The 26899-nt window shown below is 71.4% G+C and carries 27 protein-coding genes; 12 read left to right on the top strand and 15 right to left on the bottom strand.

Going from position 1 to position 26899, the window contains the following annotated elements; all coding sequences use genetic code 11:
* The first annotated feature begins 255 nt into the window (after positions 1–255).
* The 5 genes from IB242_RS17810 to IB242_RS17790 all read left to right on the top strand — a co-directional run bounded on the left by IB242_RS17810 (position 256) and on the right by IB242_RS17790 (position 2959).
* A complete protein-coding gene (locus IB242_RS17810) occupies positions 256–489 on the top strand; it encodes a hypothetical protein (protein ID WP_192282702.1) in 234 nt (77 codons plus the stop codon).
* 181 nt (positions 490–670) lie between these two features.
* Positions 671–970, top strand: a complete 300-nt coding sequence (locus tag IB242_RS17805; protein ID WP_225540811.1) for a hypothetical protein — start codon at positions 671–673, stop codon at positions 968–970.
* Between the two features lie 33 nt (positions 971–1003).
* Complete coding sequence (locus IB242_RS17800) at positions 1004–1708, top strand: hypothetical protein (protein WP_192282698.1); 705 nt, start codon at positions 1004–1006, stop codon at positions 1706–1708.
* A gap of 181 nt (positions 1709–1889) precedes the next feature.
* Positions 1890–2558: a hypothetical protein gene (locus tag IB242_RS17795; protein WP_192282696.1), complete on the top strand. Its 669-nt coding sequence runs from the start codon at positions 1890–1892 to the stop codon at positions 2556–2558.
* Positions 2546–2959, top strand: coding sequence for a hypothetical protein (locus IB242_RS17790; RefSeq protein ID WP_192282694.1), 414 nt, complete (start codon positions 2546–2548; stop codon positions 2957–2959). Before IB242_RS17795 ends, IB242_RS17790 begins: the two co-directional genes overlap by 13 nt.
* A 197-nt stretch (positions 2960–3156) precedes the next feature.
* Here IB242_RS17790 and IB242_RS17785 read toward each other — a convergent pair whose 3' ends face one another.
* From IB242_RS17785 to arfB, 3 genes are read right to left on the bottom strand one after another with little or no spacing between them, the layout of a single operon-like run.
* Positions 3157–4593, bottom strand: a complete 1437-nt coding sequence (locus tag IB242_RS17785) for a deoxyribodipyrimidine photo-lyase (protein ID WP_192282692.1) — start codon at positions 4591–4593, stop codon at positions 3157–3159.
* Position 4594: 1 nt separating this feature from the next.
* The gene (locus IB242_RS17780; RefSeq protein ID WP_192282690.1) at positions 4595–5197 is read right to left on the bottom strand and encodes a lysophospholipid acyltransferase family protein; all 603 of its coding nucleotides are present in this window, start codon (positions 5195–5197) and stop codon (positions 4595–4597) included.
* Positions 5198–5203: 6 nt separating this feature from the next.
* Positions 5204–5635, bottom strand: coding sequence for an alternative ribosome rescue aminoacyl-tRNA hydrolase ArfB (arfB, locus tag IB242_RS17775; RefSeq protein WP_192282689.1), 432 nt, complete (start codon positions 5633–5635; stop codon positions 5204–5206).
* Between the two features lie 104 nt (positions 5636–5739).
* Here arfB and IB242_RS17770 point away from each other — a divergent pair, with 104 nt between their 5' ends.
* Positions 5740–6234, top strand: coding sequence for a DUF2059 domain-containing protein (locus IB242_RS17770; protein WP_192282687.1), 495 nt, complete (start codon positions 5740–5742; stop codon positions 6232–6234).
* Positions 6235–6387: 153 nt separating this feature from the next.
* On the opposite strand, the gene IB242_RS17765 is transcribed toward IB242_RS17770, so the two are convergent.
* Entirely contained in the window at positions 6388–7077 is a 690-nt protein-coding gene (locus IB242_RS17765) for a pseudouridine synthase (protein WP_192282685.1), read from the bottom strand.
* 92 nt (positions 7078–7169) lie between these two features.
* Between IB242_RS17765 and IB242_RS17760 the strand changes: the two genes are divergently transcribed.
* Positions 7170–9938, top strand: a complete 2769-nt coding sequence (locus IB242_RS17760; protein ID WP_192282683.1) for a pitrilysin family protein — start codon at positions 7170–7172, stop codon at positions 9936–9938.
* A gap of 101 nt (positions 9939–10039) precedes the next feature.
* On the opposite strand, the gene IB242_RS17755 is transcribed toward IB242_RS17760, so the two are convergent.
* The 6 genes from IB242_RS17755 to oleC form a co-directional block, all read right to left on the bottom strand.
* Positions 10040–10615, bottom strand: a complete 576-nt coding sequence (locus tag IB242_RS17755) for a GNAT family N-acetyltransferase (RefSeq protein WP_192282681.1) — start codon at positions 10613–10615, stop codon at positions 10040–10042.
* A gap of 1 nt (position 10616) precedes the next feature.
* On the bottom strand, positions 10617–12275 hold the full coding sequence (ubiB, locus tag IB242_RS17750; RefSeq protein WP_192282679.1) for a ubiquinone biosynthesis regulatory protein kinase UbiB: 1659 nt from the start codon (positions 12273–12275) through the stop codon (positions 10617–10619).
* Positions 12272–12913, bottom strand: coding sequence for an SCP2 sterol-binding domain-containing protein (locus IB242_RS17745; protein ID WP_192282677.1), 642 nt, complete (start codon positions 12911–12913; stop codon positions 12272–12274). Before IB242_RS17745 ends, ubiB begins: the two co-directional genes overlap by 4 nt.
* 104 nt (positions 12914–13017) lie before the next feature.
* Positions 13018–13176: a DUF1328 domain-containing protein gene (locus IB242_RS17740; protein ID WP_192282676.1), complete on the bottom strand. Its 159-nt coding sequence runs from the start codon at positions 13174–13176 to the stop codon at positions 13018–13020.
* 82 nt (positions 13177–13258) lie between these two features.
* The gene (gene oleD / locus IB242_RS17735) at positions 13259–14254 is read right to left on the bottom strand and encodes a 2-alkyl-3-oxoalkanoate reductase (protein WP_192282674.1); all 996 of its coding nucleotides are present in this window, start codon (positions 14252–14254) and stop codon (positions 13259–13261) included.
* A 442-nt stretch (positions 14255–14696) separates the two neighbouring features.
* Positions 14697–16349 carry an olefin beta-lactone synthetase gene (oleC, locus tag IB242_RS17730; RefSeq protein ID WP_192282672.1) on the bottom strand — a complete coding sequence of 551 codons (1653 nt, stop codon included), beginning with the start codon at positions 16347–16349 and terminating at the stop codon, positions 14697–14699.
* A gap of 308 nt (positions 16350–16657) precedes the next feature.
* Here oleC and IB242_RS17725 point away from each other — a divergent pair, with 308 nt between their 5' ends.
* Both IB242_RS17725 and tenA read left to right on the top strand, forming a co-directional pair.
* A complete protein-coding gene (locus IB242_RS17725) occupies positions 16658–17308 on the top strand; it encodes a TenA family protein (protein ID WP_192282670.1) in 651 nt (216 codons plus the stop codon).
* Position 17309: 1 nt separating this feature from the next.
* Entirely contained in the window at positions 17310–17981 is a 672-nt protein-coding gene (gene tenA / locus IB242_RS17720) for a thiaminase II (RefSeq protein WP_192282668.1), read from the top strand.
* 120 nt (positions 17982–18101) lie between these two features.
* Here tenA and IB242_RS17715 read toward each other — a convergent pair whose 3' ends face one another.
* Positions 18102–18512 (bottom strand): OsmC family protein, encoded by a 411-nt coding sequence (locus IB242_RS17715; RefSeq protein WP_192282659.1) that lies wholly within the window; start codon positions 18510–18512, stop codon positions 18102–18104.
* 157 nt (positions 18513–18669) lie between these two features.
* Between IB242_RS17715 and IB242_RS17710 the strand changes: the two genes are divergently transcribed.
* Positions 18670–19104, top strand: a complete 435-nt coding sequence (locus IB242_RS17710) for a YkgJ family cysteine cluster protein (protein ID WP_192282656.1) — start codon at positions 18670–18672, stop codon at positions 19102–19104.
* A 237-nt stretch (positions 19105–19341) separates the two neighbouring features.
* On the opposite strand, the gene IB242_RS17705 is transcribed toward IB242_RS17710, so the two are convergent.
* On the bottom strand, positions 19342–20184 hold the full coding sequence (locus tag IB242_RS17705; RefSeq protein ID WP_225540825.1) for an alpha/beta fold hydrolase: 843 nt from the start codon (positions 20182–20184) through the stop codon (positions 19342–19344).
* Positions 20185–20424: 240 nt separating this feature from the next.
* On the opposite strand from IB242_RS17705, the gene IB242_RS17700 reads away from it, so the two are divergent.
* On the top strand, positions 20425–21165 hold the full coding sequence (locus IB242_RS17700; protein WP_192282652.1) for a UPF0149 family protein: 741 nt from the start codon (positions 20425–20427) through the stop codon (positions 21163–21165).
* 378 nt (positions 21166–21543) lie between these two features.
* Here IB242_RS17700 and IB242_RS17695 read toward each other — a convergent pair whose 3' ends face one another.
* The 3 genes from IB242_RS17695 to IB242_RS17685 form a co-directional block, all read right to left on the bottom strand.
* Complete coding sequence (locus tag IB242_RS17695; protein ID WP_192282650.1) at positions 21544–22560, bottom strand: 3-oxoacyl-ACP synthase III; 1017 nt, start codon at positions 22558–22560, stop codon at positions 21544–21546.
* Between the two features lie 100 nt (positions 22561–22660).
* A complete protein-coding gene (locus IB242_RS17690) occupies positions 22661–22984 on the bottom strand; it encodes a DUF4156 domain-containing protein (RefSeq protein ID WP_192282648.1) in 324 nt (107 codons plus the stop codon).
* A 122-nt stretch (positions 22985–23106) separates the two neighbouring features.
* Entirely contained in the window at positions 23107–25977 is a 2871-nt protein-coding gene (locus IB242_RS17685) for a pitrilysin family protein (RefSeq protein ID WP_192282646.1), read from the bottom strand.
* 96 nt (positions 25978–26073) lie between these two features.
* On the opposite strand from IB242_RS17685, the gene IB242_RS17680 reads away from it, so the two are divergent.
* On the top strand, positions 26074–26802 hold the full coding sequence (locus tag IB242_RS17680; RefSeq protein ID WP_192282644.1) for an SDR family oxidoreductase: 729 nt from the start codon (positions 26074–26076) through the stop codon (positions 26800–26802).
* The last annotated feature ends 97 nt before the right edge of the window (positions 26803–26899 follow it).

Genomic DNA, 26899 nt, shown 5'->3' with positions numbered 1-26899 from the left:
TCGCAACGGTCGTAGCATGCATGGCGTGGACTCCTCTCGTGATCCCGTGACTGAAACCCGCAAGCTTCAGTGTGGCCCGCGAGGCCGTGTGGCGACGCGGGAGGAGTCCATCTCATCATTCAAGCCGCGCGGGACGGATCCGTTCCTGCGCGAAACCGCCGCACGCCGCCCTATACTTCGACACCATGCGCCTCTGGCGGCGACCTGCATCGCGTGCGGCAGCCTGGGGCTTGTGGATGGCATGCCCTGATCGAGATGGAGATGGAGCCCGGGATGGCGACAAGACGCGGTGTGTTGACGGCGATGCTCATGCTGTTCGCGGCGGCGAGGCTCGTCGATTTCGTGTTCTACGGGCTGCTCCTGCGCGACCTGGCCGGCGCCGGTGGCTTTGCGCTGCTTGCGTTCGGCCATTGGCGGCAGGCCGATGTCGCGACCATCGGTGGCGCGGTACTCGTGCTCGGCGCGATGCTGGCCAGGCATGTCCTGTGACTGCGTGGATACCGGCATCGCCGCGCCGCGCGTCACGGATCCAGCCGGAAAGACACGCGTCACACTGCACCTGCCGATGATGAGGAGCGCCATGCTGTTCCGCTGTTCGATCCACTTGCCTGCACTCGGCGCCGCACTGGTCCTGGCCTGTGCCCCCGCCGCCGCCAGCCCGATCGGACCGGTGAGCGAGATAGTCGTCGAGCAGTCCGGCATCGGACCGGCGCATGAGCACTGTGCGGCGTTCGTAGTCACCGCCGACCAGGTACGTGCCTTCCTCGACAAGGCGATCGTCGTGTCCGCGCGCCAGGAGCACGATTTCTTCCTCTACGGCCCGTGCGTCGCGCAGGGCACGCTACGGACGCCGTACGACACCTGGCAGTGGCAGCTGCGCAGCATGGGCACCGGGATGCTGATCGCCAGCAACGGCGATGCATTCCGGCTGGCCGACCCGGCGGAGGCGGTGCCGCCGGGCGATGACTAGCCGCGCAGTCCGCTCCCGATCCATCGGTCTTGAATGTGGATGCCGTCCGCGTGCCGTGACCGGCATCGATCGGGTGGCCGACATCGCGCGACGCTGCACGATGGCCTGCATGGCCGGCCGGTGGCGCAGAGCGAAGGCGGCCGCGCGCGTCTGCAGCAAGGAGTTCAGGGGGTGGGAATGGGAATGCCGAAGATGGCCAGCAGGGCCGCAGGCATCGCAGGGGCTGCGGTGCTCGCCATGATGGCCTTGTCCTCGTGCGCCACCGATCCGGTCCGGCCGGCGGACGGCAGCGAGGGGCCGGTTCATGCCTATGTCGGGATGTCGAAGACCGAACTCGTGCGCAGCCTCGGACCGGCGGACGATGTGGCCGAGACATCCGGCGCGACGTGGCTGCATTACGCCAGGCTGCACGCCACATTCGCGGTCTCCAGGGAATCGTCCGTCGTCATCGCAGGGCTGTATCCGAAGATCGACGCCTACGGCCGCGCCGATGCCAGCCGGCCCGATCTTGGTCATGGCGTGCGGCAGGGCATGACCAGGCAGCAGGTGGAGCAGCAGCTGGGACACCCCACGCTCAGCGCCCCGCTCGCCTGGACCTACTGCGGGCTCCAGTATCCCGGCGCGCGCGGAACGCAGGTGTTCGTGACGCTCGAGTTCAAGTACGTCCATCCCAACGACGCCGTGCTCAGCAACATCCGTCTGGATGGCCGCTGCCGTACGGATGCACGGCCCCTCTGAGTCGCAGATCGTCCGCGGGCGCGCCGTGGGGATGACATGCCAGCGCGAGCCTCGTGGCACCAAGGCAGCCACCCACGGCGTCGCACCGGCGACGCGCTGCGGCCTGCCGGTATCGATGCGTCGTTCCCTGCGACAGCGCTCCATCCATCACACCGGGCGAGAGAGGTGCATGCGTCTTCCATTGATCGCCCCGCTCCTGGTCGCGCCGCTGCCGGTGGCCGCGATCGAGGCGTCCAACGTGCGCACCGGCCTGATCTGCAGCGGTACGCCATCGCCACGCGGCGACAGCGGCGGCTGGGTCTGCCAGCCCACCACCACCGAGGTGCTGGTGACCGGCCAGGGCCGCTACACGTTCGACGGCCGGCGGCTGCCCTGCACCTGGGTCGGCGTCGAGTTCGACTACCGGGGCGCCAGGGACGGGCAGGCGCTGCAATGCACCAGCCAGACGTCCGAACCGGTCACCGACGGCAATCCCGGCGGCATCGCCGGCGAGAACGTCGGCAGCACGTCCTACGGGATCACGCTGGATCCGGGCGACGGGCACTATTTCCCGCAGTACATCCTCTACCGGATGCACGACAGTGTGGACGGGGAGGACATGCGCCAGGCCACGCCCTGCAGCGCGGACGGCCGGGTGCTGTTCGAACGGGAATTCGTGTTCAGAGCCGCGGCCTTGAGCCGCGGGTCCGGGCCGGCCGCACTCGCACCCCGCCTGGTCCCAGCCGATTCTTCAACCCGCTTGTCCGCCGTTGCGACGCAGCGTAGCGTGCCGGTGAGCGCCGCCCCTCTTCCTGCGCGAGTGGCGCCACCCATGCGGTCTGTCCGGGGAGCAAGCGGATGTCGATCCTGAGAGCGGTTCTGGCGGTCGTGCTGGGCCTGATCGTCGGCAGTGCGGTGAACATGGGCCTGATCCTGCTGGGTGGCCTGCTGATACCGGTGCCGCCCGGCGCGGACATGCAGACGGCGCAGGGCATCGGCGCCGCGTTGCCGTCGCTGCAGCCGCGCCACTTCCTGTTCCCGTTCCTCGCTCATGCGCTGGGTACGTTCGCGGGCGCGTGCGTCGCCGTGCGCATCGCGGCACGGCACCGGCCCGCGGTCGCGCTGACCGTCGGCGTGTTCTTCCTCGCCGGCGGGGTGATGGCGGCCGGGATGATCCCCGCACCGGCGTGGTTCGTCGTGCTGGATCTCGCCTGCGCCTACATCCCGTCCGCGCTGCTCGGTTACCGGGTGGCGCGACCACGCACGGGCTGAGCTGGCGTGCGGCGGCAGCCGCCAGCCGCCGCGCATGCACGCAGCCGCGGCGGGATACATCTTCCGGCGCCGCCCCGCTCGGCGATGATGGCGCCCCTGGTGGCCGCGCAGCGGCTGCCGGACCGGGTGCAGGCATGGGCCGGCCGCGACGCGTGGCATGCGCTCGCAGGCACCGGACCGCCCGGCGCTGTCAGGCGTCAACGCGCGGCGTCGGCCTTCAACGCGGCGAAGGCATCCAGCGCGCCCTTGCGGCCTTCGGCCAGGTCGACCATCGGCCTGCGCGGGTAGTCCGGCGCCAGCCGGCGCAGCAGGTCGGCGTGCTCCCAGGGCGCCATCCGGGCCTTGGCCGGCAGCTTCGCAAGCTCCGGCACCCAGCGCGCGATGTAGTCGCCTGCGGCATCGAACTTCTGCGCCTGGCTGACCGGATTGAACACGCGGAAATACGGCGCGGCATCGGCACCGGTGCCGGCGGTCCACTGCCAGCCCTGGGTGTTGTTGGCGAGGTTGGCGTCGACCAGGGTGTCCCAGAACCAGCGCGCGCCGTGCTCCCAGTGCAGGCGCATGTGCTTGGTCAGCCAGCTGGCCACGACCATGCGGATGCGGTTGTGCATCCAGCCGGTGTGCCACAGCTCGCGCATGCCGGCATCGACGATCGGCACGCCGGTGCGCCCCTGCTGCCAGGTCTGCAGCGCGGCCGGGTCGACGCTGGCCCACGGGAAATCGTCGAAGCGCGGGTTGAGGTTCTGCGTGGGCACGCGCGGAAAATGGTGCAGCACGTGATGGGCGAACTCGCGCCAGCCCAGCTCGGCCAGGAAGCGGTCGCGGTCGGCGTCGGGAATCGCGTCGCCGGCCTCCAGCACCGCGGCGGCCGCGCGGCCCGGCGACAGTTCGCCGAAATGCAGGTGCGGCGACAGCCGCGAGGTGCCGCGGACCGACGGGACGTCGCGGCTGGCGTCGTAGCCGGTCAGCACATCCTCGACGAACCGTGACAGCGCGGCGCGCGCGCCCTCCTCGCCCGGCGTGAAGCGCTGCCAGAAGCCGCTGTCCCACGCCGGCGACGGCGCGGGCAGGATGGCATCGATCGTCGTGCTTTCCGGCAGGTCGAGCGCGGCGGGCGACGGCAGCCGGTCGGGGGCGTCCCACAGCCGCGGCGTGCGCCATGAGGCGCGCGCGGTCTTCCAGTACGGGGTGAACACCTTGTACGGATCGCCCTGCTTCGTCGCCAGTTCCCAGGGTTCGAACAGCAAGGCGCCGTTGAAGCTCTCCGCATGCAGGCCGGACTGGCGCAGCGTGCGCTTGATGGTGGTGTCGCGCTGTTCGATGGCCGGCTCGTAGCGGCGGTTCCAGAACACCGCTTCCGCACCTACCCGGTCCGCCAGCTGCTGCAGGCAGCTCAGGCTGTCGCCCTGCAGCACCAGCAGCTGCGAGCCGCGTGCGCGCAGCGCGGCATCCAGGCGCGTCAGCGCGTGCCGCCGCCAGGCATCGGAGGCGGCACCGGGCGCCCACTCGCCTTCTTCCTGCGGCGCGTGCACGTAGACCGGCAACGGCAGGTAGTCGCGCTCGACCGCGGCGCGCAGCGCCGGGTTGTCGTCCAGGCGCAGATCGTCGCGGAACCAGACCAGGGCGAGCTGCATGTCAGACCGTCCCCCGGTTGCGGCCCATCCACGGCCGGTACCAGGCGCGGATGGCGGCCATGTCGGCCTGCATGTCCGGGCCGGTGTGGAACAGCGGACCGAGGCCCATGATCTTTTCCGGGTAGTGGAAGTACGCCATCAGCACCGGCACCTGCGCACGCGAGGCGATCTTCCAGAAGCCGGCCTTCCAGTGCTCGACCGGCTTGCGCGTACCCTCCGGTGCCAGCGCGAACCACAGCCGCTCCGAGTGCTGGAACAGCTCCACCGCCTGGTCGACCACGCCCTGCGCGCGGGTGCGGTCCACCGGAATCACGCCGAGCGCGCGCAGCAGCGGCCCCAGCGGCCACCAGAACAGCGAGGCCTTGCCCAGCACGCGCGCATCGAAGCCCAGCGCCATCTTGGCCGCCATGCCCCAGATGCCATCCCAGTTGGACGAATGCGGCGCGGCGATCAGCACCAGCCTGGGCACGTCGGGAAGCGTGCCGACCACGCGCCAGCCGCCCAGGCGCAGCACGGTGCGGCCGAGCCAGCGGGTGAAGCGGTTGCGCCGCACCTGCGGCATGTTGGGCGGGATGGCGGGCAGCAGCGGGGCGCGGTGCGGCATGCGGGCTCAGTCCCAGTCGCGGGTGCCGCGCCCGCGCTTGATCTCGCCGCGCTCGCGCTTGCCCTGCAGGCGGCGCTGCTTGGACGCGCGCGTGGGTTTGCTGGCGATGCGCGGCTTGGGCACGGCCAGGCCGGCGGCGATGAAGCCGGCCAGCCGCTCGCGCGCGTCCTGGCGGTTGCGGTCCTGGGTGCGGAAGCGCTGCGCATCGATCACCAGCACGCCTTCGGCGGTCACCCGCCGGTCGCGGCGGGCCAGCAGGCGCTCGCGCAGCGGCTCGGGCAGCGTCGGCGAGCCGGCGATGTCGAAGCGCAGCTCGACCGCGGTCGACACCTTGTTGACGTTCTGCCCACCGGCGCCGCTGGCGCGCACGAAACGCTCGACCAGTTCCGATTCGGGAATGGCCAGGCTGGGCGAGACGGTGATGACGTCGGCGGACATGCGGCGGATTCTAATGGAGCGGCGGCATCGGCATGCGTGACGGCCGGTCGGCTCACGCCATCGGCTAGCATGGAGGCATCTCCACGCACGGAGGCACCCTGCCCATGATCGGACTCCGCCTCGCCGCCCTGCTGCTCGCGTTCTGCGCCTGCGCTCCGCTGCATGCCGCCGCGCCTACCGATGCCCAGCTGCAGCGCCTGTTCGAGCTGACCCGGGTCGAGCAGGAGTACCAGGCCTTCATCCCGCAGTTCGAGCAGATGCAGCGCGACCTGGCGCTGCGCGCCATTCCCGATGACGCCTCGCCCGAGCGGATCGCCGCCGCCGAGCGCGAGATGGCCAGCACCCAGGCCGACATCCGCAGGATCATGGCCTGGGAACGGATGCTGCCGATGTACCTGGACATCTACCGGCGCACCTACAGCGCCGAGGACGTGGCGGCGATGATCACGTTCTACGAGAGCCCGGCCGGCCAGCGCGTGATCGCCGCGCAGGGCACGCTGATGCGCAACATCATGGAGGCGGTCACCCTGACCGTGCAGCCCGAGCTGGAACAGCTGCTCAGGAAGACCGGCGACGCGCACGACGGGCACGCGCACTGAGGCGACGCGCGTCGGCGGCACGGCCCTCACCGCTGCCGGCCACCGGACAACGACTGCGCCTGCGATGGCAGCGGCGGGCCGCCCGCACAGGCGCGGCCGGTTCGCGGCCGACGCATCCGCCTGCCTGCAGACCGGATCGCGTCGCGCTGGTGGCTACAGCGCCCAGCCGAAGAGCGCCATCGCCTTGGCGAACTCGTCCGCCGGCGGCGCGGTGACGCGCACCGTGGCGCCGGTCTGCGGGTGCGGAAAGCCCAGCGTCCACGCGTGCAGCAGCATGCGGTGCACGCCGAGCATGCGGAAGGCCCGGTTGTGACGCCCGTCGCCATGGCTGGTGTCGCCGATCATGTGGTGCGAGGCGTGCTTGAGATGGCGGCGGATCTGGCGGAAGCGGCCGGTCTGCGGCATGCACTCGACCAGCGCGTAGCGCGAGGTCTCGAAGCCGGTGGAGGGGATCGGCAGCTCGCCCGTGGCCAGCCGCCGGAAGCGGGTGATCGCCGGCTTCTTGACCGGCTTGCCGGGGCCGCCATCGAGCGGATGGTCGATCTCGAACGCCTCGTCCGGCCAGCCACGGCAGATCGCGAGGTAGCGCTTGTCCAGCTGGTGCGCCATCACCGCCTTGCCCAGTGCGGACGCGGTGTCGCGGTCGAAGGCCAGCAGCAGGCAGCCGCTGGTGGCACGGTCGAGCCGATGGACCAGATGGATCGGACGATCGAACTGTTCGCGCAGGCGGTCGGCGGCGAAGTCGGTCTCGTCGGCGGCCAGCACGCTGTCGTGCACCATCAATCCGGCGGGCTTGTCGACCACCGCCAGCCATTGGTCCGCGTACACCACCGGCAACTGCATCGTCCTGCTCCTGCTGCAGCCCGTGGCTGCATCTGCGACACTCGAACGTTCCGGCGGAGAGCCGGAGCCAACACCACAAAAGGAGACCAAGGATGATCCCCAGACGCCTCATTCTCGCATTCGCGCTGTCGCTGACGCTGGCCGTTCCAGCACCGGGCGACGCCGCGCCGGCCCTGCCCAAAGGCGTCAGCGCAGGCGCCAGCGTCGAAGGCATCAGCGAGTACACGCTCGGCAACGGGCTGCGCGTGCTGCTGTTCCCCGACCCGACCAAACCGACGGTGACCGTCAACGTGGTCTACGGCGTCGGTTCGGCCGACGAGAACTACGGCGAGACCGGCATGGCGCATCTGCTCGAGCACCTGGTGTTCAAGGGCACGCCGACGGTGGCCAACATCCCCGAGGAGTTCAAGAAGCGGGGCATCAGCTACAACGGCACCACCTGGCTGGACCGGACCAACTACTTCGGTTCGTTCCCGGCCAACGACCAGACCCTGGACTGGCTGCTGGCGCTGGAGGCGGACCGCATGGTCAATTCGCACATCGCCAGGAGCGACCTCGACAGCGAGATGACCGTGGTCCGCAACGAGATGGAGATCGGCGAGAACAACCCCAGCCGCGTCTTCATGCAGCGCCTGCGCTCGCAGGCCTACCTGTGGCACAGCTACGGCAAGAGCACCATCGGCAACCGCGCCGACGTGGAGAACGTGCCGATCGAGCGGCTGCAGGCCTTCTACCGCACCTGGTACCAGCCGGACAACGCGACGGTGATCGTCGCCGGCCGCTTCGACCCGGGCCAGGTGCTGGGCATGGTCCAGCGCCATTTCGGCAAGCTCGAGCGCCCCGCCCGCACCCTGCCGGTGCGCTACACGGTCGAGCCGGTCCAGGACGGCGAGCGCGAGATCAACGTGCGCCGGGTCGGCGACCTCAACCTGGTCGGGCTGGCCTACCACGTGCCCGCCGCGTCCCATCCGGACAACGCGCCGCTGAAGGTACTGGCCGAGATCATGGGCCACACGCCGAGCGGCCGCCTGCACAAGGCGCTGGTGGAAACCAAGCTGGCCGCCGGTGGCGGCGGCAGCGTCGACAGTTTCGTCGAGCCGGGGCTGGCCGTGTTCATGACCGTGCCCGCACAGGGCAGCGAGCCGGCGCAGGCGGAAGAAGTGCTGCTCGCGCAGGTCGAGGGCCTGGCGGCGGCGCCGTTCACCGACGCCGAGGTCGATGCGTCCAGGCAGCGGATCGGCAATGCGCTGGAGCTGGCCTTCAACGACGTCAACCGGGTGGCGACCTCGCTGTCGGAGGCGATCGCCGCCGGCGACTGGCGGCTGTGGTTCATCCAGCGCGATGCGCTGGCGAAGGTCAGCACCGCTGACGTCAACCGGGTCGCGCAGGCCTACCTGCTGCCGTCCAACCGCACCCTCGCCCGCTTCATCCCGACACCGGAGCCGCGCCGCGCCGGGATCGGCACCGCGCCCAGCGTCGCCAGTCTCGTGGACGGTTATACCGGGCGTGCGGCGATCAGCGCCGGCGAGGCATTCGACCCCACGCCGGCCAACATCCAGGCGCGCACCGAGACGCTGACCATTGGCGACGGGCTCAAGGTGGCGCTGCTGCCGAAGAAGACCCGCGGCGGGATGGCCACGGCCACGCTGATGTTCCGCTTCGGCGACGAGGCCGGCATCACCGGCCGGACCGATGCGGCCGGCTACGTCGGCAGCCTGCTGATGCGCGGCAGCCGCAGCATGAGCCGCGAACAGATCGACAAGCGCTTCGACGACCTCAAGGCGCAGATCGGCATCAGCGGCGGCAACCAGTACGCGTCGATCTCGCTGACCGCACCCGGCGCGAACCTGGTCGAAGTGCTGACCCTGGCCGCCGACGTGCTGCGCAATCCGGCCTTTCCCGAGGCCGAATTCGAGCAGCTGCGGACCCAGGCCATCACCGGCCTGGAAGCCAACCGCCAGGAGCCGTCGCGTTTCGCCAGCGAGGCGATGCAGAAGCACTTCGACCGCTGGCCGGCCGGGCATCCGTATGCGTTCCGCTCGCTGGACGAACAGCTTGCCGCCATCAAGGCGATCCGGCTGGAGGATGTGCGCCGCTTCCACCAGGACTTCTACGGCACCGCGGACGGCGAAATCGCCATCGTCGGCGACATCGATCCGGCCGCGTTGAAGCCGGTGCTGCAGTCGCTGTTCGCCGACTGGAAGGCGCCGCGGCCGTTCGCGCGCATCCCCACCCATTACCACGCCGTCGCCGCGACCCGCGCCTCGTTCGAGACGCCGGACAAGGCCAACGCGGTGCTGCTGTCGCGCAGCAACTTCGCGCTCAACGCCGACCATCCGGACGCCGCCGCACTGGCCGTGGCCAACCATGTGTTCGGCGGTGGCGGCATGGCCTCGCGCCTGGGCAACCGGATCCGCCAGAAGGAAGGGCTGAGCTACGGCGTCGGCAGCCGGATCGGCGTGGACGACCTGGACGACGACAGCTCGCTGCTGATCCAGGCCAGCGCCGCGCCGGAGAACATGGCCCGGCTGGAAACGGCGATGCGCGAGGAGCTGGAGCGCTTCGTTGCCCAGGGCATCACCGCCGAAGAACTGGCCAACGCCAAGGATGGCCTGCTGACCGCCTACGCCAACGCGCGCGCCGGCGACGGCAACGTGGCCGGCACGCTGCGCCGCGACCTGTACCTGGACCGCACGATGCAGTGGACCAGCGACTACGAGCAGCGCATTGCCGGGCTGTCCGTCGAACAGGTCAACACCGCGATCACCCGCCACATCACGCCGGAGACGCTGAGCGTGTTCCTGGCTGGCGACTTCGCGAAGCAGGCCGCGGCGAAGGACGCACCCGCGTCCACGCCTTGAGTCCATCCAGGGCTGCATGAAGAAGGAACGGCCGGCCCCGCATGGGCCGGCCGTTTTCATGTGAGCGGATGCACGGCCGACGCGCGGCAGGCGCAGCGGCGTCAACGCGGCCGCGACGCTGCGGTGTCGACGACGAACTCGTGGAAGTCGGGTAGCTCCGACGGCTCCACGTCCCGCCACGCCGCGAAGGGCATGCGTACGAACGTGCGCTGCCAGAACGCCAGGGCATTGGGATCGTTGCGGAACACCGCGACCAGCCAGGCATCCAGGTCGCCCTCGATGATCACCTGCTGGATCACCGCGCTGGCGACGCCACGGCCGCGGAAGCGCGGCAACACGTAGAGATCGGCGAACTCGCGGATCGGAGCGCCGGCCAGCTGCACCTGCATCGTCACCAGCAGGCCGGCCACCTGGCCTTCGCACTCGATCAGCCAGGCATCGGCATCATGCTCGCCACCGTCGCCGTGGGCGATGCCGGTGAACAGCGCCTCGTCCCAGTCGAAGCGGCCGTCGGCATCGAGCTCCAGCGCATCGCGGCCCGAGGCCTCGTACAGATAGAACTGCCAGAGCCGGGCGAACAACGGCAACCGCGCCGGATCGAGCGGCTGCAGCGTGACCACGGCCGGCAGCATCACGGCCGACGCGGCATCGGCATCGATCGCCTCGGTCGTGCCCATGTCAGCGCCGCGGAATCGCGGCCAGGATCGCCCAGATGCCGCCCAGGCCCGCGATCCACGACGCGGCCGGGATCGACAGCAGGCTCGGGCCGCCCGCTTCCAGCGCGAACAGCACCGCAGCGACGATCAGCAGGCCGCTGCCGAGGATCGCGGCGACCGACCGCCGCTGCATCACCTGCAGCGTGCGCGCGACTTCGGCCAGGTCGGCCGAGCGGATCGCCATCTGGTGGCGGCCCTCGACCTGCTGCTGCAGCCACTGGTGGACCAGGCGCGGCATGTCCGGCGCCTGGGTGACGATCTCCGGCAGCCGGTAGCGCAGTTCCTTCAGCAGGCGCCGCGGGCTGTAGCGCTCGCGCAGGATGCGCTCGAGCACCGGCCGCGCCACCGCCCAGATGTCCAGGCGCGGGTCGAGCTGGCGGCCGACGCCCTCGATGTTGAGCAGGGTCTTCTGCAGCAGGATCAGCTGCGGCTGCAGGGTCAGCTGGTAGCGCTGCGCGGTGCGGAACAGCTTGACCAGCACCTCGGCCAGCGAGATCTCGCTGAGCGGGCGGGTGAAGTACGGCTCGCAGACCGCGCGCGTGGCCGCTTCCAGCTCGTCGATGCGCACCGTCGGCGGCATCCAGCCGGCCTGCACGTGCAGCTCGGCGATGCGCCGGTAATCCTTGTTGAAGATCGCCATGAAATTCTCGGCGAGGTAGTACTGGTCCTCGGACGAGAGCTGGCCGACGATGCCGAAATCCAGCGCGATGAAGCGCGGATCGTGGCGGCGCGCCGGGTCGGCGTCGACCCAGATGTTGCCGGCGTGCGCATCGGCGTGGAAGAAGTTGTCGCGGAACACCTGCGTGTAGAACACGCGCACGCCCTTGGCCGCCAGCACCTTGCGGTCGATGCCGGCCGCGTCCAGCGCGGCGATGTCGTCGGACGGAATGCCGCTGACGCGTTCCATCGTCAGCGCGCGCTCTGCGGTGTGGCTCCAGTACACCTCCGGCACGTACATGTCCGGCGAGTCCTGCCAGAAGCGGCGCATCACGCTGGCGTTGGCGCCCTCGCGCTGCAGGTCCAGCTCGGCCGCCAGCGTGGTCTCGATCTCGTCGACCACCGCGTGCGGGCGGATCTTGTCGGCGCGCGGATGGGTGCGGTCGACCAGCGAGGCCAGCGAGCGCAGCAGGGCGATGTCCGAGGCGATCTTGCGCTCGATGTCCGGGCGCAGCACCTTGACCACGACCTCGCGTCCGTCCGGCAGCGTCGCCGCATGCACCTGCGCGATCGACGCCGACGCCAGCGGCACCGTGTCGAACGCGACGAAGGCCTCGTCGATGCGGCGACCCAGCGCCTCCTCGACGATGGCGCGCGCGGCCTGCCCGTCGAACGGCTTGACCTGGTCCTGCAGCAGGGCCAGCTCCTCGGCCACGTCCGGCGGCACCAGGTCGCGGCGGGTGGAGAGGATCTGGCCGAACTTGACGAAGATCGGGCCCAGTTCCTGCAGCGCCAGGCGCAGACGCGCACCGCGCGACTGCGCGGCGACGTCGGCCGATGCGCGCGGTACGAACGGCCGCGCCAGCGCCAGCCAGCGTTCGGCCGGGGTGCCGTCGACCAGCGCGTCGAGGCGGTAGCGCAGGACCACCCGCCCGATGCGCCATGCGCGCAACGCCGCCTTCATGCGCCGGCTCCACGCGCGGCCAGCCGGTTCACGCGCGCGGCCAGGCGCTCGACGTCGTCGCGGATCGCATCGACGTCATCGTGGAAGGCGGCCAGCTCGCCGCGCGGGACCACGTCGCGCGATTCCTCGGTGACGAATTCGGCCGCGTTGCGGGCCAGCGCGCCGGCGGTGTCGCGGGCCTGGCGCAGGCCGGTGGCGACCGCACGCGCGACCTGCACGCCGATCACTTCGCCGAACACCTCGACGAAGGGCTGCTGCCAGTCCGGGTCGAAGCGGCTGGCCAGCTGCTGCAGGCGACGCGCCAGATCGGCATCGCCGGAGATGTTCAGGCGGCCGGTCGGCGCACCATTGCTGCGGGCACGGGCGGCTGCCACGAAGGGCAGCTGGCCGAGCAGTCCGCCGATGGTGCCGCGCACAGCGAGATCGGCCTCGCCCAGCGGCGGGCCGACCTGCAGGTAGCCATTGGCGACGCGGATCTCCAGCGCCAGCGCGGGCGCCTCGAGGGCGAGCGAAACGCGGCGACCGTCCAGCGGCACCAGGCCGGCCTGGACGTCGGGATCGAGGGTCAGCGCGCGGTTGAGCGCCCGTTCCAGGGCGCGGCCGGCAAGCGGCTTGAGGGCATCGAAGGGCGAAGGCATGCGCGCATTCTAGGGCGTACGGCGCGCCGCCGGGTGCCGGACGCCGGAAACGCCACGGGCGCGATGAACGCGCCCGTGGCTGGACCGGTCCGCGCGTGGCGGCGTCAGACCTTTCGTCCGCGCAGCAGCGAGATCGCGCCCAGGATCAGGAACACGACGAACAGGATCCAGGCGATGCTGGACGCGGTGCCCGCGATGCCGCTGAAACCCAGCAGACCGGCAATGATCGCGATGACGAAGAAGACGACGGCGTAGTGCAGCATGGTGGAACTCCCTGTGTAGTGCGCCTGATCGCGCGGTACGGGAGCCATCTTGCGCATCCGGCCATCGACGCCAGGTGACGGATCAGTCCTGTTTCCAGCTGGCCTTCAGCTTGGTGAGACCCTCGTCGATGGAGACCGCCGGGCTGTAACCGAAGTCGCGTCGGGCCGGTTCCATGCTGTACCAGTGCGGCGTGCACAGCTGCTCGGCCAGGAAGCGCGTCATCGGCGGCTCGCCCTTGAGCCGCAGCAGCGGCCACAGGCGCTCGCACACCGCACCGATGCGATAGGCGGTGCCGAACGAGATGCTTTTCGTCACCGGCGGCGCACCGACCGCGCCGAGCAGCTTGTTGAGCAGCTCGCGCATCGGCAGCGGCTCGCCGTTGGAAATGAAGTAGGCCTTGCCGGCGCAGGCCGCGCCCGGCGCCAGGTGCTCGAACGCATCGAAGTGCGCCTGTGCGGCGTTGTCGATGAAGGTGGTGTCGACGCGGTTGCTGCCGTCGCCGACGAACCGCAGGCGGCCGGCGTGCGCGCGTTCGGCCAGGCGTGGCAGCAGCTGGTTGTCGCCCGGGCCCCAGATCAGGCGCGGACGCAGCGCGACCACCGCCAGACTGGCGTCGTTGGCGGCTAGCACTTCCTGCTCGGCGATCGCCTTGGTCGCCGCGTACGGCGCCTGGAAGTCCTCGCCGTACGGCACCTCGTCCGCACCCAGCCCCTCGACCGGATGGGTGGCGCGGTGGGTCACGCTGGGCGTGGAGGTGTAGACCAGCCGGCCCACGCCGTGCGCGCGGCAGGCGGCGATCACGTTGCGGGTGCCGACCACGTTGGCCTGGAAATAGCTGTCGTAACTGCCCCAGGCACCGGCCTTGGCCGCGTTGTGGAACACCGCATCGACGCCGGCCACCGCATGCCCGACCGCCTCGGCATCGGCGAGGTCGCCGCGCACCTGGCCCACGCCCAGCGCAGCCAGCGCCGGATAGTGGCCGCGGTTGAAGCTGACGACCTCGTGCCCGCGCGCGACCAGGCCGCGGCACAGGGCCTGGCCGAGGAAACCGCCGCCACCGGTGACCAGGATCCGCATTGCCGACTCCACGCGTTTCAGGGCCGCACACGATACCGGCCGCCGGCGTCGATGGCGAAGCGGACCGCCGGCGGATACGCCTCACACCGGGGTGGTAGTGCTCCAAGCCACTGATCGGCAGGCGCTTTCGGCGTGTTGCCGGAAATCCCGATGATAGTGCAGGTGCGGTGCGTATCCGGGTGGCGAGCGGTCATGCAGCCGCGGTATCGCGCGACGGAGCCGCCCGCCGCTTCGCCTGCGCATCGTCCAGCCCGGCGCCGCCGCGCCCACGGACCACGAACGGCCGCTCCTTACCAGGCCGCGCCAGCGGCGCTGCGTGCACCCCGCACATCCCGCAGCCGCCGCCCCTGCACGTCGACGCGTGCAACCGCCGGGCACGGCCAGCGGAAGCGCCTTGCCGCGCCCCGCGACATGCGGCGAACGCAGCGGCGCGATGGCAGGCTCAGGCCTGCCGCGCCGCCCATACCGCCAGCTTTTCCCGGCCGATCTTGGCGTTGTGGCGGATGTCGACCGGGAACGCGGGATGGCGCAGGAAGCGGCCGATGCGCGCGGCCTGCGCGTGCGGTGCCGCCAGCGCGCGCAGCTCGGCCTCGATCGCGGCGAAGCGCGCCGCCGGCACGCCGGGCTGCAGCTCCACGCACAGCACGGGCTGCTGCGCACCGGCGTCGCCGATGCCGACCAGCGCGGTACGCCGCACCTGCGGATGCACGTTGAACACCGGCTCCACCTGCTCGGTATAGAGCGGGCCGTCGGCGGTTTCGACGCGGTGGGTCTTGCGCCCGCAGAACCACAGCCGGCCGTCGGCATCGAAGTAGCCGACATCGCCCATGCGGTGGACGATGCGCTCGCCGCCGTCGGCCAGCGTCTCGCGGATCTTGGCGTTGCGGGTGGCCTGCTCGCGGCCGAAATAGCTGTCGGTGGCGGTCGGCCCGGCGACGGTGATCTCGCCGACCTGACCGGCCGGCAGCTCGCGCACGCCGCTCCAGTGCTCGATCGCGGCATCGTCGATGGCGATGATGCGCACCTGGTTCGGCGCGACCGCGCGGCCGACGCAGGTGCCGGCGCCGGCTTCGGTGGCGGCGCGGGTGGATTCCAGCTCGCGGCCTTCGATCACCGCCACCGGCAGGCATTCGGTGGCGCCGTACGGCGTCCAGAACTGCGCGTCCTCCGGCAGCAGCGCGCGGATCCGCGCGACCACATCCGGCGGCACCGGTGCGCCGGCCGAGGTCACGCGCTGTACCGTCGGCAGCGGCCGTCCGTAGTCGGCCAGCACGCGCATCAGCGCTGGCGAGCCGAACAGCTGGGTCACGCCGAAGCGCGCGATCGCCGCGTGCAGGCGCGCCGGTTCGGCCTTCGCCGGGCGGGTCGGATCCATGTCCGGGATGATGCTGGTCAGGCCCAGCGCGGGATCGAACAGCGCGAACGGCGGAAACGTCGGCAGGTCGACGCCGCCGGGCTGCATGCCGAAGGCGTTGCGCAGCAGCTCGATCTGGCCGACGAAATGCCGGTGGCGGTAGACCACGCCCTTGGGCACGCCGGTCGAGCCGCTGGTGAACAGGATGCCGGCGACCTCGTCCGGCGCGGTGTCGGCCAGCTGCGGGCCGGCGCCGGCGCCGGCGCGTTCGACCTTCGCCAGCGTGGTGCCGCCCCAGCCGAAGCGGCCGCCGACCGCGACGATCTTCGTCGCCGAGCGCGCCCAGCCGAGCAGGCGCCGTGCGAACTGGGCCAGCGGGATGCCGATGAAGGCCTCTGCCCGGGCCTCGTCCAGGCACTGCTTCAGCGCGCGCTTGTCGATGCCCGGATCGACCAGCACCGGCACCGCGCCGGCCTTGAACAGCGCGAACATCAGCAGGAAGAACTCCGGCGAGGGCCGCACCATCACCACGGTGCGGGTGCCGCGGCCGATGCCGTGGCGGGCCAGGCCGGCGGCGATCGCGTCGCTGCGCAGGTCCAGGTCACGGTAGTTCAGCACCACATCGTAGGCGGCCAGGCCGCTGCCGGCGGCACGGCGGCCGGGGCAGCGGATCGCGGGCTGGTCGGGCCGCTCGGCGGCCAGCCGCGGCAGGACCGCGGCGATGTTGCATGGCGAAGTCATGCGCCGATTATCGCCGATGCGGCGCGCCGGCTTCCCGGGCACCGCGTGACGCAGGTCGTGGCGGCCTGCGGTGGTGCGTGGAGGATGCTGCGATCACGCCACGCGACCGGCGCCTGCAGCATCCCGCTACGGCGCGCATTCCGACCAGGCCCGCAGGCATGGCGAGCGCGGCCAGCGACCCGATGCCATGCCGCCGCATGGACGCCATGCACCGGGCTGCACGACAATCGGCCCACGCCCGCCAGCACGATGCCCCGCAGCGCCAGCCCATCCGCGCCCTGCGCGCATCCCGTTCCCGGAGCCTTCCGATGTCGATCCGCTTCACCGAGGCGCTGCGCGCGTCCACCGAACCCACCTGGTCGCAGGCCGTCGAACACCGCTTCGTGCGCGAACTGCTCGATGGCCGCATCGCCGACGAGGTGATGGCCGCCTATCTGGTCCAGGACCACCGCTTCCTCGACAGCTTCCTGACCCTGCTGGGCGCGGCGATCGCCAGCAGCGACAGCTTCGAGGCGCGGCTGCGCCTGGGCCGCTTCGTGGGCATGGTCAGCGGCGAGGAGAACACCTATTTCCTGCGCGCGTTCGAGGCGCTGGGCGTTGACGCGGCCAGCCGCGCCGCGATCCCCGACAGCGCGCCGACCGCCGGCTTCCAGGCGATCATGCGCGAGGCCGCCGCGACCCGCTCCTACGCGGCGACGCTGGCGGTGCTGAACGTGGCCGAGTGGCTGTACCTGGACTGGGCCTCGCGCGCGCCGGCGCCGCTGCCGTCCAACTTCATCCACGCCGAGTGGATCACCCGGCACGACAACCCGTTCTTCCGCGACTTCGTCGCCTTCCTGCGCGAGGAACTGGACCGGGTCGGCCCGGCGGAAGAGGCGCTGGCGCGCGATTTCTTCCAGCGCGCGGTCGCCCTGGAGCTGGCGTTCTTCGATGCCGCCTACAGCGCGACGGAGGCCTGAGATGTCGCTGTTCGAACGCCTGAAGCAGGCGGCGCCAGCCGACTGGAACGCCTACGTCGACCATGCCTTCGTGCGTGGCCTGGGCGATGGCACGCTGCCGCAGGCCGCGTTCCGCCAGTACCTGGTGCAGGACTACCTGTTCCTGATCCAGTTCGCGCGCGCGCATGCGCTGGCGGCGTACAAGGCCCGCACCCTGGCCGACATGCGCGCGGCCAAGGACGGGCTGGCCGCGATCGTCGACGTGGAGATGCAGCTGCACCTGCGCCTGTGCGAGCGCTGGGGACTGTCGGCCGCCGACGTCGAGGCCACCGCCGAGCATCCGGCCACCGTGGCCTACACCCGCTGGGTGCTGGACATCGGCATGTCCGGCGACCTGCTCGACCTGCAGGTGGCGCTGAGCCCGTGCACGCTGGGCTATGCCGAGATCGGGCGCCGGCTGGCGCCGCAGGGCGTGGACGCGCTGGGCGCCGCGCATCCGTACCGCGAATGGATCGGCGAGTACGCCGGCGCCGCGTTCCAGCAGGTCGGCCAGGCGACGCAGGCGTGGCTCGACGACCTGGGCCGGCGCTACGCCAGCGAGGCCCGCTTCGACGAGCTGGTCGCGATCTTCGCCAAGGCGGCGCGGCTGGAGGCGGACTTCTGGCAGATGGGGCTGGACGCCGCGCGCGGCTGAGGCACGCGCGCCGGCCGGACGGCCCCGCAGCGCGGCGGATTTCCGGCATGCACCCCAGGCATGGGGCGCCGCCGAAGACGCACGCCCTGAATGCGGGCGCCACGCTGCGCACCGGCGGACTCAGTCGACCAGGTCGGTCGCGATCCGCACCTCGCCGGTCAGCAGGCGGTGGATCGGACAGGCATTGGCGATCTGCAGCAGACGTTCGCGCTGGGCCGTGTCGAGCGGACCGCTCAACGTGATCCGGCGGACGATGTCGGTACCCGCACCCGCGCTGGCCGCCGGTTCGAGCTCCAGCTGCACCGCCACGTCCTGCAGCGGCCACTGCTTGCGCGCGGCGAACATCCGCAGGGTGATCGCGGTACACGCGCCCAGCGCCGACAGCGCCAGCTGGTAGGGCGTCGGCGCGGTGTCGCCGCCGCCGAGCGCGGCTGGCTCGTCGGCCTGCCAGTGGTGTCCGGCCGGGTCGTCCAGGGCGACGACGAAGTCGGTGGCGGTGGTGCGGGCCTGGACACGGACGGTGTCGGACATGGTGCTCTCCGGTGGACTGACAGGGACGGTCATCATGGGCCCGGGCGGCGGCGCCGCACATGCCGGCCATCGCCCCGGAGCGTTGCACCGGCGGCCACTTGCGGGACGCACCGCCGCCGGAAAAGAATCCGCATCCCTCCCACCGGCGTTCGCGTCGATGCCGCATCCCTGCCTGAGCTGCGGCGCCTGCTGCGCCCACTTCCGCGTCGCCTTCCACTGGCTGGAATCGGACGCGTCCACCGAAGGCGGGGTGCCGGCGGACCTGACCGAACCGCTGGACCCGCACCGGCTGTGCATGCGGGGCACGCACGCGCCGCCGATCCGCTGCGTGGCGCTGGATGCGCGGATCGGGGCGTACTCGCGCTGCACGATCCACCCGCGGCGCCCGTCGGTGTGCCGCGAGGTCGATGCGTCCTGGGAACATGGCGCGCCCAGCGACCAGTGCGACCGCGCACGCGCCGCGCATGGCCTGCCGGCCCTGACCGCCGCCGACTGGCGCTGGCGCGATGCGGCCGGCAACGACGACGACCATCCGGACGACACCGGCAGCAGTCCGCCCTCGCCTCCGCCTCCAACGCCGATCGCGGCCTGACCGCCGGCCAGCGCGCGGCGGCCCGACCGATGCGGGCACGCGCGGATCATGGGGGCGCGGAATCGGCGGTCCGGCGGCGGGACGTCCGCAGCGCACCCGCAGTGACCCTGCATCGCGGGTGCGCCGCGACGGGCGTCGCGGCCGCAGCGCGATCATCCGGCCAGAAAGGATCGCTCGACTCCACGCACACCGGATCGCCGGCGTGGCTGACGGCGCCGGCGGCGCGACGTCCGCCGCCTACAGCGGGTGGCTGTCCAGGAAGCGGCGGATCGCCGGTACCAGCACCTCGTGCCTGTCCTCCAGCACGTAATGGCCGGCATCGTCGAAGCTCATGACCTCGGCCTGCGGCAGGTCGGCGCGGAAGCGCTCCAGGAAGTGCCCGTCGAACACGAAATCCTTCAGGCCCCAGCCGATGAAGGCCGGGCGGTCGGCGAACGAAGGCAGCGCCTTGCCGGCCGCTTCCAGCAGCGGCCAGGCGCGGTCCTTCGGCGACAGCGGGATGTCCTGCATGAAGCGCACGGTGGAGATCCGGTTGGCCCAGCTGTCGTACGGCGCCACGTAGGCGCGGCGCACGTCGGCCGGCATCTTCCGCTCCACGCCCAGGTAGGAGGCGCCGCCGGAGAACGCGTTGAAGCCGCGGATCACCAGCTCGCCCAGCACGTAGTCGCGGCCCAGCGCGATCTGCCACGGCATCGCCTTGGCCGCCGGCATCGGGAACGCGGCGGTGTTGGTGATCACCAGCCGCTTCACCTGCGCGGCGTGCGACAGCGCCCAGCCGAAGCCGATCATGCCGCCCCAGTCGTGCACGGCCAGGGTGATCGGGCCGTCGATGCCCAGGTGATCGAGCAGCGTGGCCACGTCGTCCACCCGCGACTGCAGGGTGTAGTCGTAACGCGGCAGCGCGCGCTCGCCGTCATCGGGCTTGTCCGACAGGCCCATGCCGATGTGGTCGGGCACGATGCAGCGGTAGCGGTCCGACAGGCCAGCCACCAGCGTGCGCCACAGATAGCTCCACGACGGATTGCCGTGCAGCATCACCACGACCTCGCCGTCGCGCGGGCCTTCGTCCAGGTAATGCATCCGGATGCCGGGACGCACTTCCAGGCGATGGGAGGTGAACTCGTAGTCGGGATAGGCCACGTGGCAGCAGGCTCGGCGTCGAATCGGACATTGTACCCATGGCCCCCGCGGCCGCCGCGGCATTGGGCCCGTCGTGGACCTCACGCCTTCACACCGCGCGCGTCGCGATCCGGGCGCCGCGTTACCCGGCCCGGCCCCGCAGCGACTACCATGCGCACCCGCCCGCCGATGCACACCGCCATGACCACGCCCGCTTCCGCTCCGTCCTATCTCGACGATGCCCAGATCGAACGCCTGTCGGCGCTGCTGGAGCAGCGCGCGGTGCCGTTCAAGGGACTCAACCTGGAGGCGCTGGACGGGCTGCTGTCCGCACTGGCGGTCTCGCCGTCGCCGGTCGCGCCCGAGGAGTGGCAGCCGGTGGTCTGGGGCGGCCAGGCGCCGCGCTGGGACGACGCGGCCGAGGCCGCCGAGGTCCAGCAGCTGCTGATGGGCCACTGGAACATGTGCGTCGCCCGCGTGCGCCTGGACGAGGACGATCTGCCCGACCACCTCGCACCGCTGCTGTGGCTGCCCGAAGAAGCCGAGCTGAGCGGCGAGGATGCGCTGCAGGAGGACGAGCTGGACGTCGGCCAGGACTGGGCGCTGGGCTTCTTCACCGCGGTGATGCTGCGCGAGGCCGAGTGGGACCAGTGGCTGGACGACAACGAGTGGATCGAGGAGATCTTCGACCGGCTCGACCGCCTGGCCAGCGGCGAGGCGATCAATCCCGAGGATCCGGAAGCACCGGCCACGCCGGTGGACTACCGCGAGCGCCTGGCGATCGTCATCGACCTGCCGTCGATGCTGGCCGACCTCAACCACCACCGCGTGCACGCGCTGACCCCGCGCACGCCGATCCGTCGCGACGACGCGCCGGGCCGCAACGATCCGTGCAGCTGCGGCAGCGGGAAGAAGTACAAGAAGTGCTGCGGGACGGAGTGAGGCCGCGGCCCGCGGCGACCGGGGCCGCATCGGCAGCGCCGGGCGGCTGATGCGTCGCAGCGGCGGGCGGGGCGTTCGCCTCGCCTGCCAGGTCCGATCCGGCGCGGGCAGGCCGTGACCGGCAGCCGCGTCCGCTGGCCTCCGCTGTACCGATCGCACGCCGGGCAGCGCATCGGACGGAACGCGGCGCATCCGGCGCCGGATGCCGCCTCGCCTTCCCCCCTGGCACGCCGCGGCCGGGATCAGGCCGGCCGGGGCCGTCCGGTGCGCTGAATGCGCGACGGCCCGGGGAAACCGGGCCGCCTTCGTCATCGGATCAGAGGCCTCCGGGCGGGACCGCAGCGCGGCCCACGCCCGGTCGGCGCACGCGGCGCCGTGTTACCACTCCACCTCGGCCATCGAGCAGTTCAGGCCCGAGCCGATGCCGAGCAGGGCGATGCGGTCGCCCTTCTTCAGGCGGCCCAGCTCCTTGAGCTTGCTCAGCACGATCGGCACCGAGGCCGGGCCGATGTTGCCGTGCTCGCCGAAGATGGTCATGACCTTCTTCGGGTCGATGCCGATCGACTTGATCAGGGCCTGGGTGTGCGGGCGGCTGACCTGGTGGATCACGTACTGGTCCAGCTCGTCCACCGCCCAGCCCAGCGCGACCTTGGCCGCGACGAAGGTCTTCTGCGCCAGCTTGATGCCCTCGATCAGCAGCATCCGGGTATCGGTGACCATGCGGTCCAGGTTGCCGCGGCACAGCTTGTTGAACTCGGTCGCCGAGCGGGTCACGCCGCCCTTGTAGCGCGGCGCGTCCGGGGCCAGCTCGCGGCGGCACATGACCATCGCGGCGGCGCCGCAGCCCAGGGTCAGGGCGGCCATCTCGTCGCGGAACTGCTGCTCGGTCACGTCCGGGGCGGACATGCGCTCCAGGGTCTTCTCGTAGACCAGGTTGGCGGTCTCGCCATCGACCACCAGCGCGTAGTCGATCTCGCCGCGCTCGAGCATGCGCGCGGCGATGTCCATGCCGTTGATGAAGGCCAGGCAGGCGTTGGCGACGTCGAAGGTCATGCACTCGTCGCTGACGCCGAGGTTGCCGGACACGATCGAGGCGGTCGACGGCTCGAGGTAGTCGCGGCTGACCGAGGTGTTGACCAGCAGGCCGACCTTCTCGATGCCGATGCCGGCGTCGTCCAGCGCCTTGCGCGCGGCCAGGGTGGCGGCGTCGGAGGCCTGGGTGGTGTCGTCCCACATGCGCCGCGCGTGGATGCCGGCGATGTCGCCCAGCACGTCCGCACGGATGCCGAGCCGATCAAGGGTCGGCTGCAGCCGGGCGTTGATTTCCTGCGAGGTCAGCGTATGCGGCGCATCGATATGCGCCAGCCCCGCGATGGAGACGTTCTTGAAGAGCATGGAATCCGCGCCGGTCCGGCGAAAGGGGCGTCAATTCTAGCGGCTGGGCGCATTCACCGCATCTTTGCGCGCTGGACCGGGGCGTTGGCAGACGATCGGTTCAGGTCCGGCAGCGCCAGCCGGCGAAACGCTGGCTGCCGCCGAGCGGCTCGCCCAGTGGCTGCAGGGTGTCCGCACCCAGGCCGGGCGCCTCGTTGCGGGCCAGGGTTTCCAGCTCCTCGCGGACCCGCAGCTGGTTGCGCTCGTAGAAGGCGATGTTGTGCTTCACCGAGACCTCGATGTCGCCCAGCTTGGTGCAGCCCGCCGGCGCCTGGCCGGCCGCGATGACCTGCACGGCCTTGGCTTCGGGCTTCATCGGCACCCAGGTGCAGGCGGCCAGCGGCAGCAGGACGGCGGTCAGGACGAGCAGGCGGGGGGTCGGCATCGAGGCGCTCCAGCAGGGTGTGGGAACGGAAAATAAAGAACCGCGGCGCACAGCCTGCACCGCGGCGGATGAACAGCCGGCGACGCCCGGCCGGCGCATGGCGCGCCGACCGGGGTCCGGACTCACCGGGCGTCGGAGGTCACCGGACGGCCATCGGCGTCGATCACCACGACCTCGCCCAGGCCCAGAGCGCGCACCGGCGCCTCGACCTGCCTGAGATCGCCGACCACGACCCAGGTCAGCGTCTTCGGATCGAGCGTGGCGGCCGCTTCGCGGACCTGGGCGGGCGTCATCGCCTCGATCTCGGCCTTGCGCTTGAACACGTAGTCGTCGGGGCGGCCGTAGCGGACGATCCCGCCGATGGTGCCCATCACCGCGGCCGAGGTCTCGTAGGCGCCCGGCAGGCTCAGGGTCTGGATGTTGCGGATGCGGGCGACCTCGGCGTCGGTCGGCGGGGTCTGCCCGCCGGCGAACTCGGCGATCTCGCGCTGCATCTCGGCCAGGGCCTCGCCGGTCTTGTCGATCTGCACCGGCGCGCTGGCCAGCCACGGGCGCTGGCCCAGGGCCGACGACACGGAGGTACGCGCGCCGTAGGACCAGTGCTTGTCCTCGCGCAGGTTCATGTTCAGGCGCGAGGTGAAATCGCCGCCGATCACGCCGTTGGCGATGTCGAAACGGGTCGCACCGGCGTCGCCGCTGGACGGCACCACCTGGCCGGCGAACAGGTTGGCCTGCACCGCGCCGGGCTGGTCGATCAGATAGACGCGGGCCCGGTCGGGGCGTGCGACCTCGGCCGGCGCAGCCACGCTCGGCGAGGCGCCGCTGGCTTTCCAGTCGCCCAGGTGCTTGTCCAGCAGCGGCACGATCTGCTTGAGCGTGGTGTCGCCGACCACGATCAGCGTGGCCTGCTCCGGACGCAGCCAGTCGGCGTGGAAGTCGGCCAGGTCGGCGCGGGTCAGCGCGGCGATGCCGTCCTCGGTGCCGCTGCCGGTGAACGGGATCGCGTACGGGTGGCCTTCGCCGTACAGCAGCGGCGGCAGCACGCGCATGGCGACACTGCCCGGGCGCACCTTCTCCTGGCGGATGCCGGCGATCCAGGTCGCCTTGATCCGGTCGATCTCGCTCTGGTCGAAGCGCGGCGCACGCAGCATGTCGGCGTACAGGTCCAGCGAGGCGTCCAGGTTCTCCTTCAGCGCCGACAGATACACGTTGCCGCCATCGAGCGAGGCGCCGGCGGTCATGTGCGCGCCGAGCTTCTCGGCGGCATCGGCGAAGGCCAGCGAGCGCAGTTCGCCGGCACCCTCGTCGAGCATGCCCATCGCGAAGTTGGCGGTGCCCGGCTTGCGGCCCTGATCGGCGGTGAAGCCGCCCGGGAATTCGTAGCTGAACTGCACCACCGGGATGTCGTGGCGCTCGGCCAGGATCACCCGGGTGCCGTTCTTCAGCGTGGCCCGCTGCAGCGCCGGGAACTTCAGCTCCGGGAAGCTGGCGGTTTTCGGCACGCCGGCGCCGCGGTCGACCGCGGCCGGCAGGGTCGTGTACTTCGGGTCGGGCGCCGGCAGGGTGAAGCCGGCCGGGGTGGCCGCCGGCTCTTCCTCCAGGGCGACGCGCTCGCCCGGCTCGACCACGATGGTGTGGTCGCCCACGCCCAGCCAGGTGCGGCCGACGGCCTGCAGATCGGCGGCGGTCACCGCCTCGATCACCGCCAGCGAGTCGCGGAAGCAGCCCGGGTCGCCGGTGTAGACCGCGCACTCGGCCAGCGCGTCGGCCTTGCCGCCGAAGCCGCCGATGCGCTCGATGCCGCGCACGAAGCCGGCGCGCAGCATGGTCTTGGCGCGGGTCAGCTCGTCGGCGGTCGGGCCCTCGGCGATCAGCTTCTTCAGCTCCTCGTCGATGATCGCCTCGACCCTGGCCGGGTCCACGCCCTGCTTGACCGTGGCGATGATCCCGAAGTTGGAGCCCAGCTGGGACGGCCAGGCGCCGGCGCTGACGCTGTCCACCAGCTGCTCGCCGTGCAGCAGCCGCTGGTCCAGGCGCGAGGACTTGCTGCCGCCGAGCACGCGCGCCAGCACCTGCAGCTGGTCGATGTCGGCGGTGCCGACCTGCGCCACGTTCCAGACCCGGTAGATGCGCGGCTGCGGCACCTTGTCGGTCATCGTCTCGCGGGTCGAGGCCGGGCGCCTGGCCACGTCGACTTCCGGCTGGGCCATGGTCGGGCCGGCCGGGATGTCGCCGAAGTACCGGGCGACCTTCTCCTTCGCCGTGGCCAGGTCGATGTCGCCGGCCAGCACCAGCACCGCGTTGTTCGGGCCGTACCAGGTGCGGAACCACTGCTTGACGTCGTCCAGCGAGGCGGCGTTGAGGTCGTTCATCGAGCCGATCACGCCGTGGTGGTACGGGTGGCCCTTCGGGTACAGCGCGCTGCTCAGCTTGTCCCAGACCTGGCCATAAGGCTGGTTCTCGCCCTGGCGCTTCTCGTTCTGGACCACGCCGCGCTGCTCGTCCAGCGCCGCCTGGTCGACCGCGCCCAGCAGGTGGCCCATGCGGTCGGACTCCATCCACAGCGCCATGTCCAGCGCGGTGGTCGGCACGTTCTGGAAGTAGTTGGTGCGGTCGGTGTTGGTGGTGCCGTTCTGGTCGGTCGCGCCGACCTGCTTGAAGGGCTCGAAGAACTCGCCGTCGTGGTTCTCGCTGGCCTGGAACATCAGGTGCTCGAACAGGTGGGCGAAGCCGCTGCGGCCGGCCGGCTCGTCCTTGCTGCCGACGTGGTACCAGATGTTCACCGCCACGATCGGCGCCTTGCGGTCGGTGTGGACCACCACGCGCAGGCCGTTGGGCAGGGTGAACTCCTCGTAGGCGATGTCGACCGCCGGAGCGGCGCGCTGCGCGCTCCTGGCCACGGCCTCCGACGGCAGGGCGAACGTCGCGGTGCCCAGCGCACAGGACAGGGCAACGGCGAGCGTGGCGGCACGCGGCCAGCGGGAACCGATCATCGGCGGCACTCCTTGCAATACAGGTGGACCGGGGATGCTAGCGGTGGCCGGCGGTCTTTACACTAGGCCACAAGCCATGGCTCCAGGAGCGCACCGATGCCCGTCCGCCACTGTCTGGTCACCGGCGCCAACCGCGGCCTGGGCCTGGAGTTCGCCCGCCAGCTGCTGGGCCAGGGCTGCCGCGTGATCGCCACCTGCCGGCAGCCGGGCCGCGCCACCGCGTTGAACCGCCTGGCCGCCGAACACCCCGGCCGCCTGCACGTGCTGCCGCTGGATGTGACCGAGGCGCGCAGCCGGGCCGAACTGGCCCGCGAACTGGCCCTGGTCCTGGACGGCGCGCGGCTGCAGCTGCTGATCAACAATGCCGGCGTCCTGCATGGCGGCGAGCGCTTCGGCCACCTCGATGCGGGCGTGCTCGAGGACACCCTGCGCACCAATACCGTCGGCCCGCTGCTGCTGGTGCAGGCACTGGCCCCGCTGCTGGCCGGCCTGGACACCGGCGACCCGGACCCGGCCGTGGTCGCCAACCTGTCCTCGCAGCTGGGGTCGATCGGCGCCTGCACCCGCTTTGGCACGCCCAGCTACGCCATCGCCAAGGCCGCGCAGAACATGGCCAGCGTGCAGCTCGGCCACGCGCTGGCCGAACGCGGCATCCGGGTCGTCGCGCTGCACCCGGGCTGGGTGGCCACCGACATGGGCGGCGACCAGGCGCCGGTGGCGCCGGCCGAGGCGGTCGCCGGCCTGCTGCGGGTGATCGAGCGGCTGGATGCGGTGGCCGGCGACGTCCGCTTCCTCGACTGGCGGGGCCAGCCCCTGCCCTGGTAGCCGGGCGCGCCAGCGCCCACCCGAGACCTGACACCCCGCGTCGCCATGTCGCGACGGTGTCCGCGTGCCCGGCATGTCGCCACATCGGCCGACCCGA

The sequence above is a fragment of the Xanthomonas sp. XNM01 genome (genome assembly GCF_014851915.1).
Taxonomy (GTDB): domain Bacteria; phylum Pseudomonadota; class Gammaproteobacteria; order Xanthomonadales; family Xanthomonadaceae; genus Pseudoxanthomonas.
The sequence above is the reverse complement of the archived record's forward strand: the minus strand, read 5'-3'. Positions and strand labels throughout refer to the sequence as shown.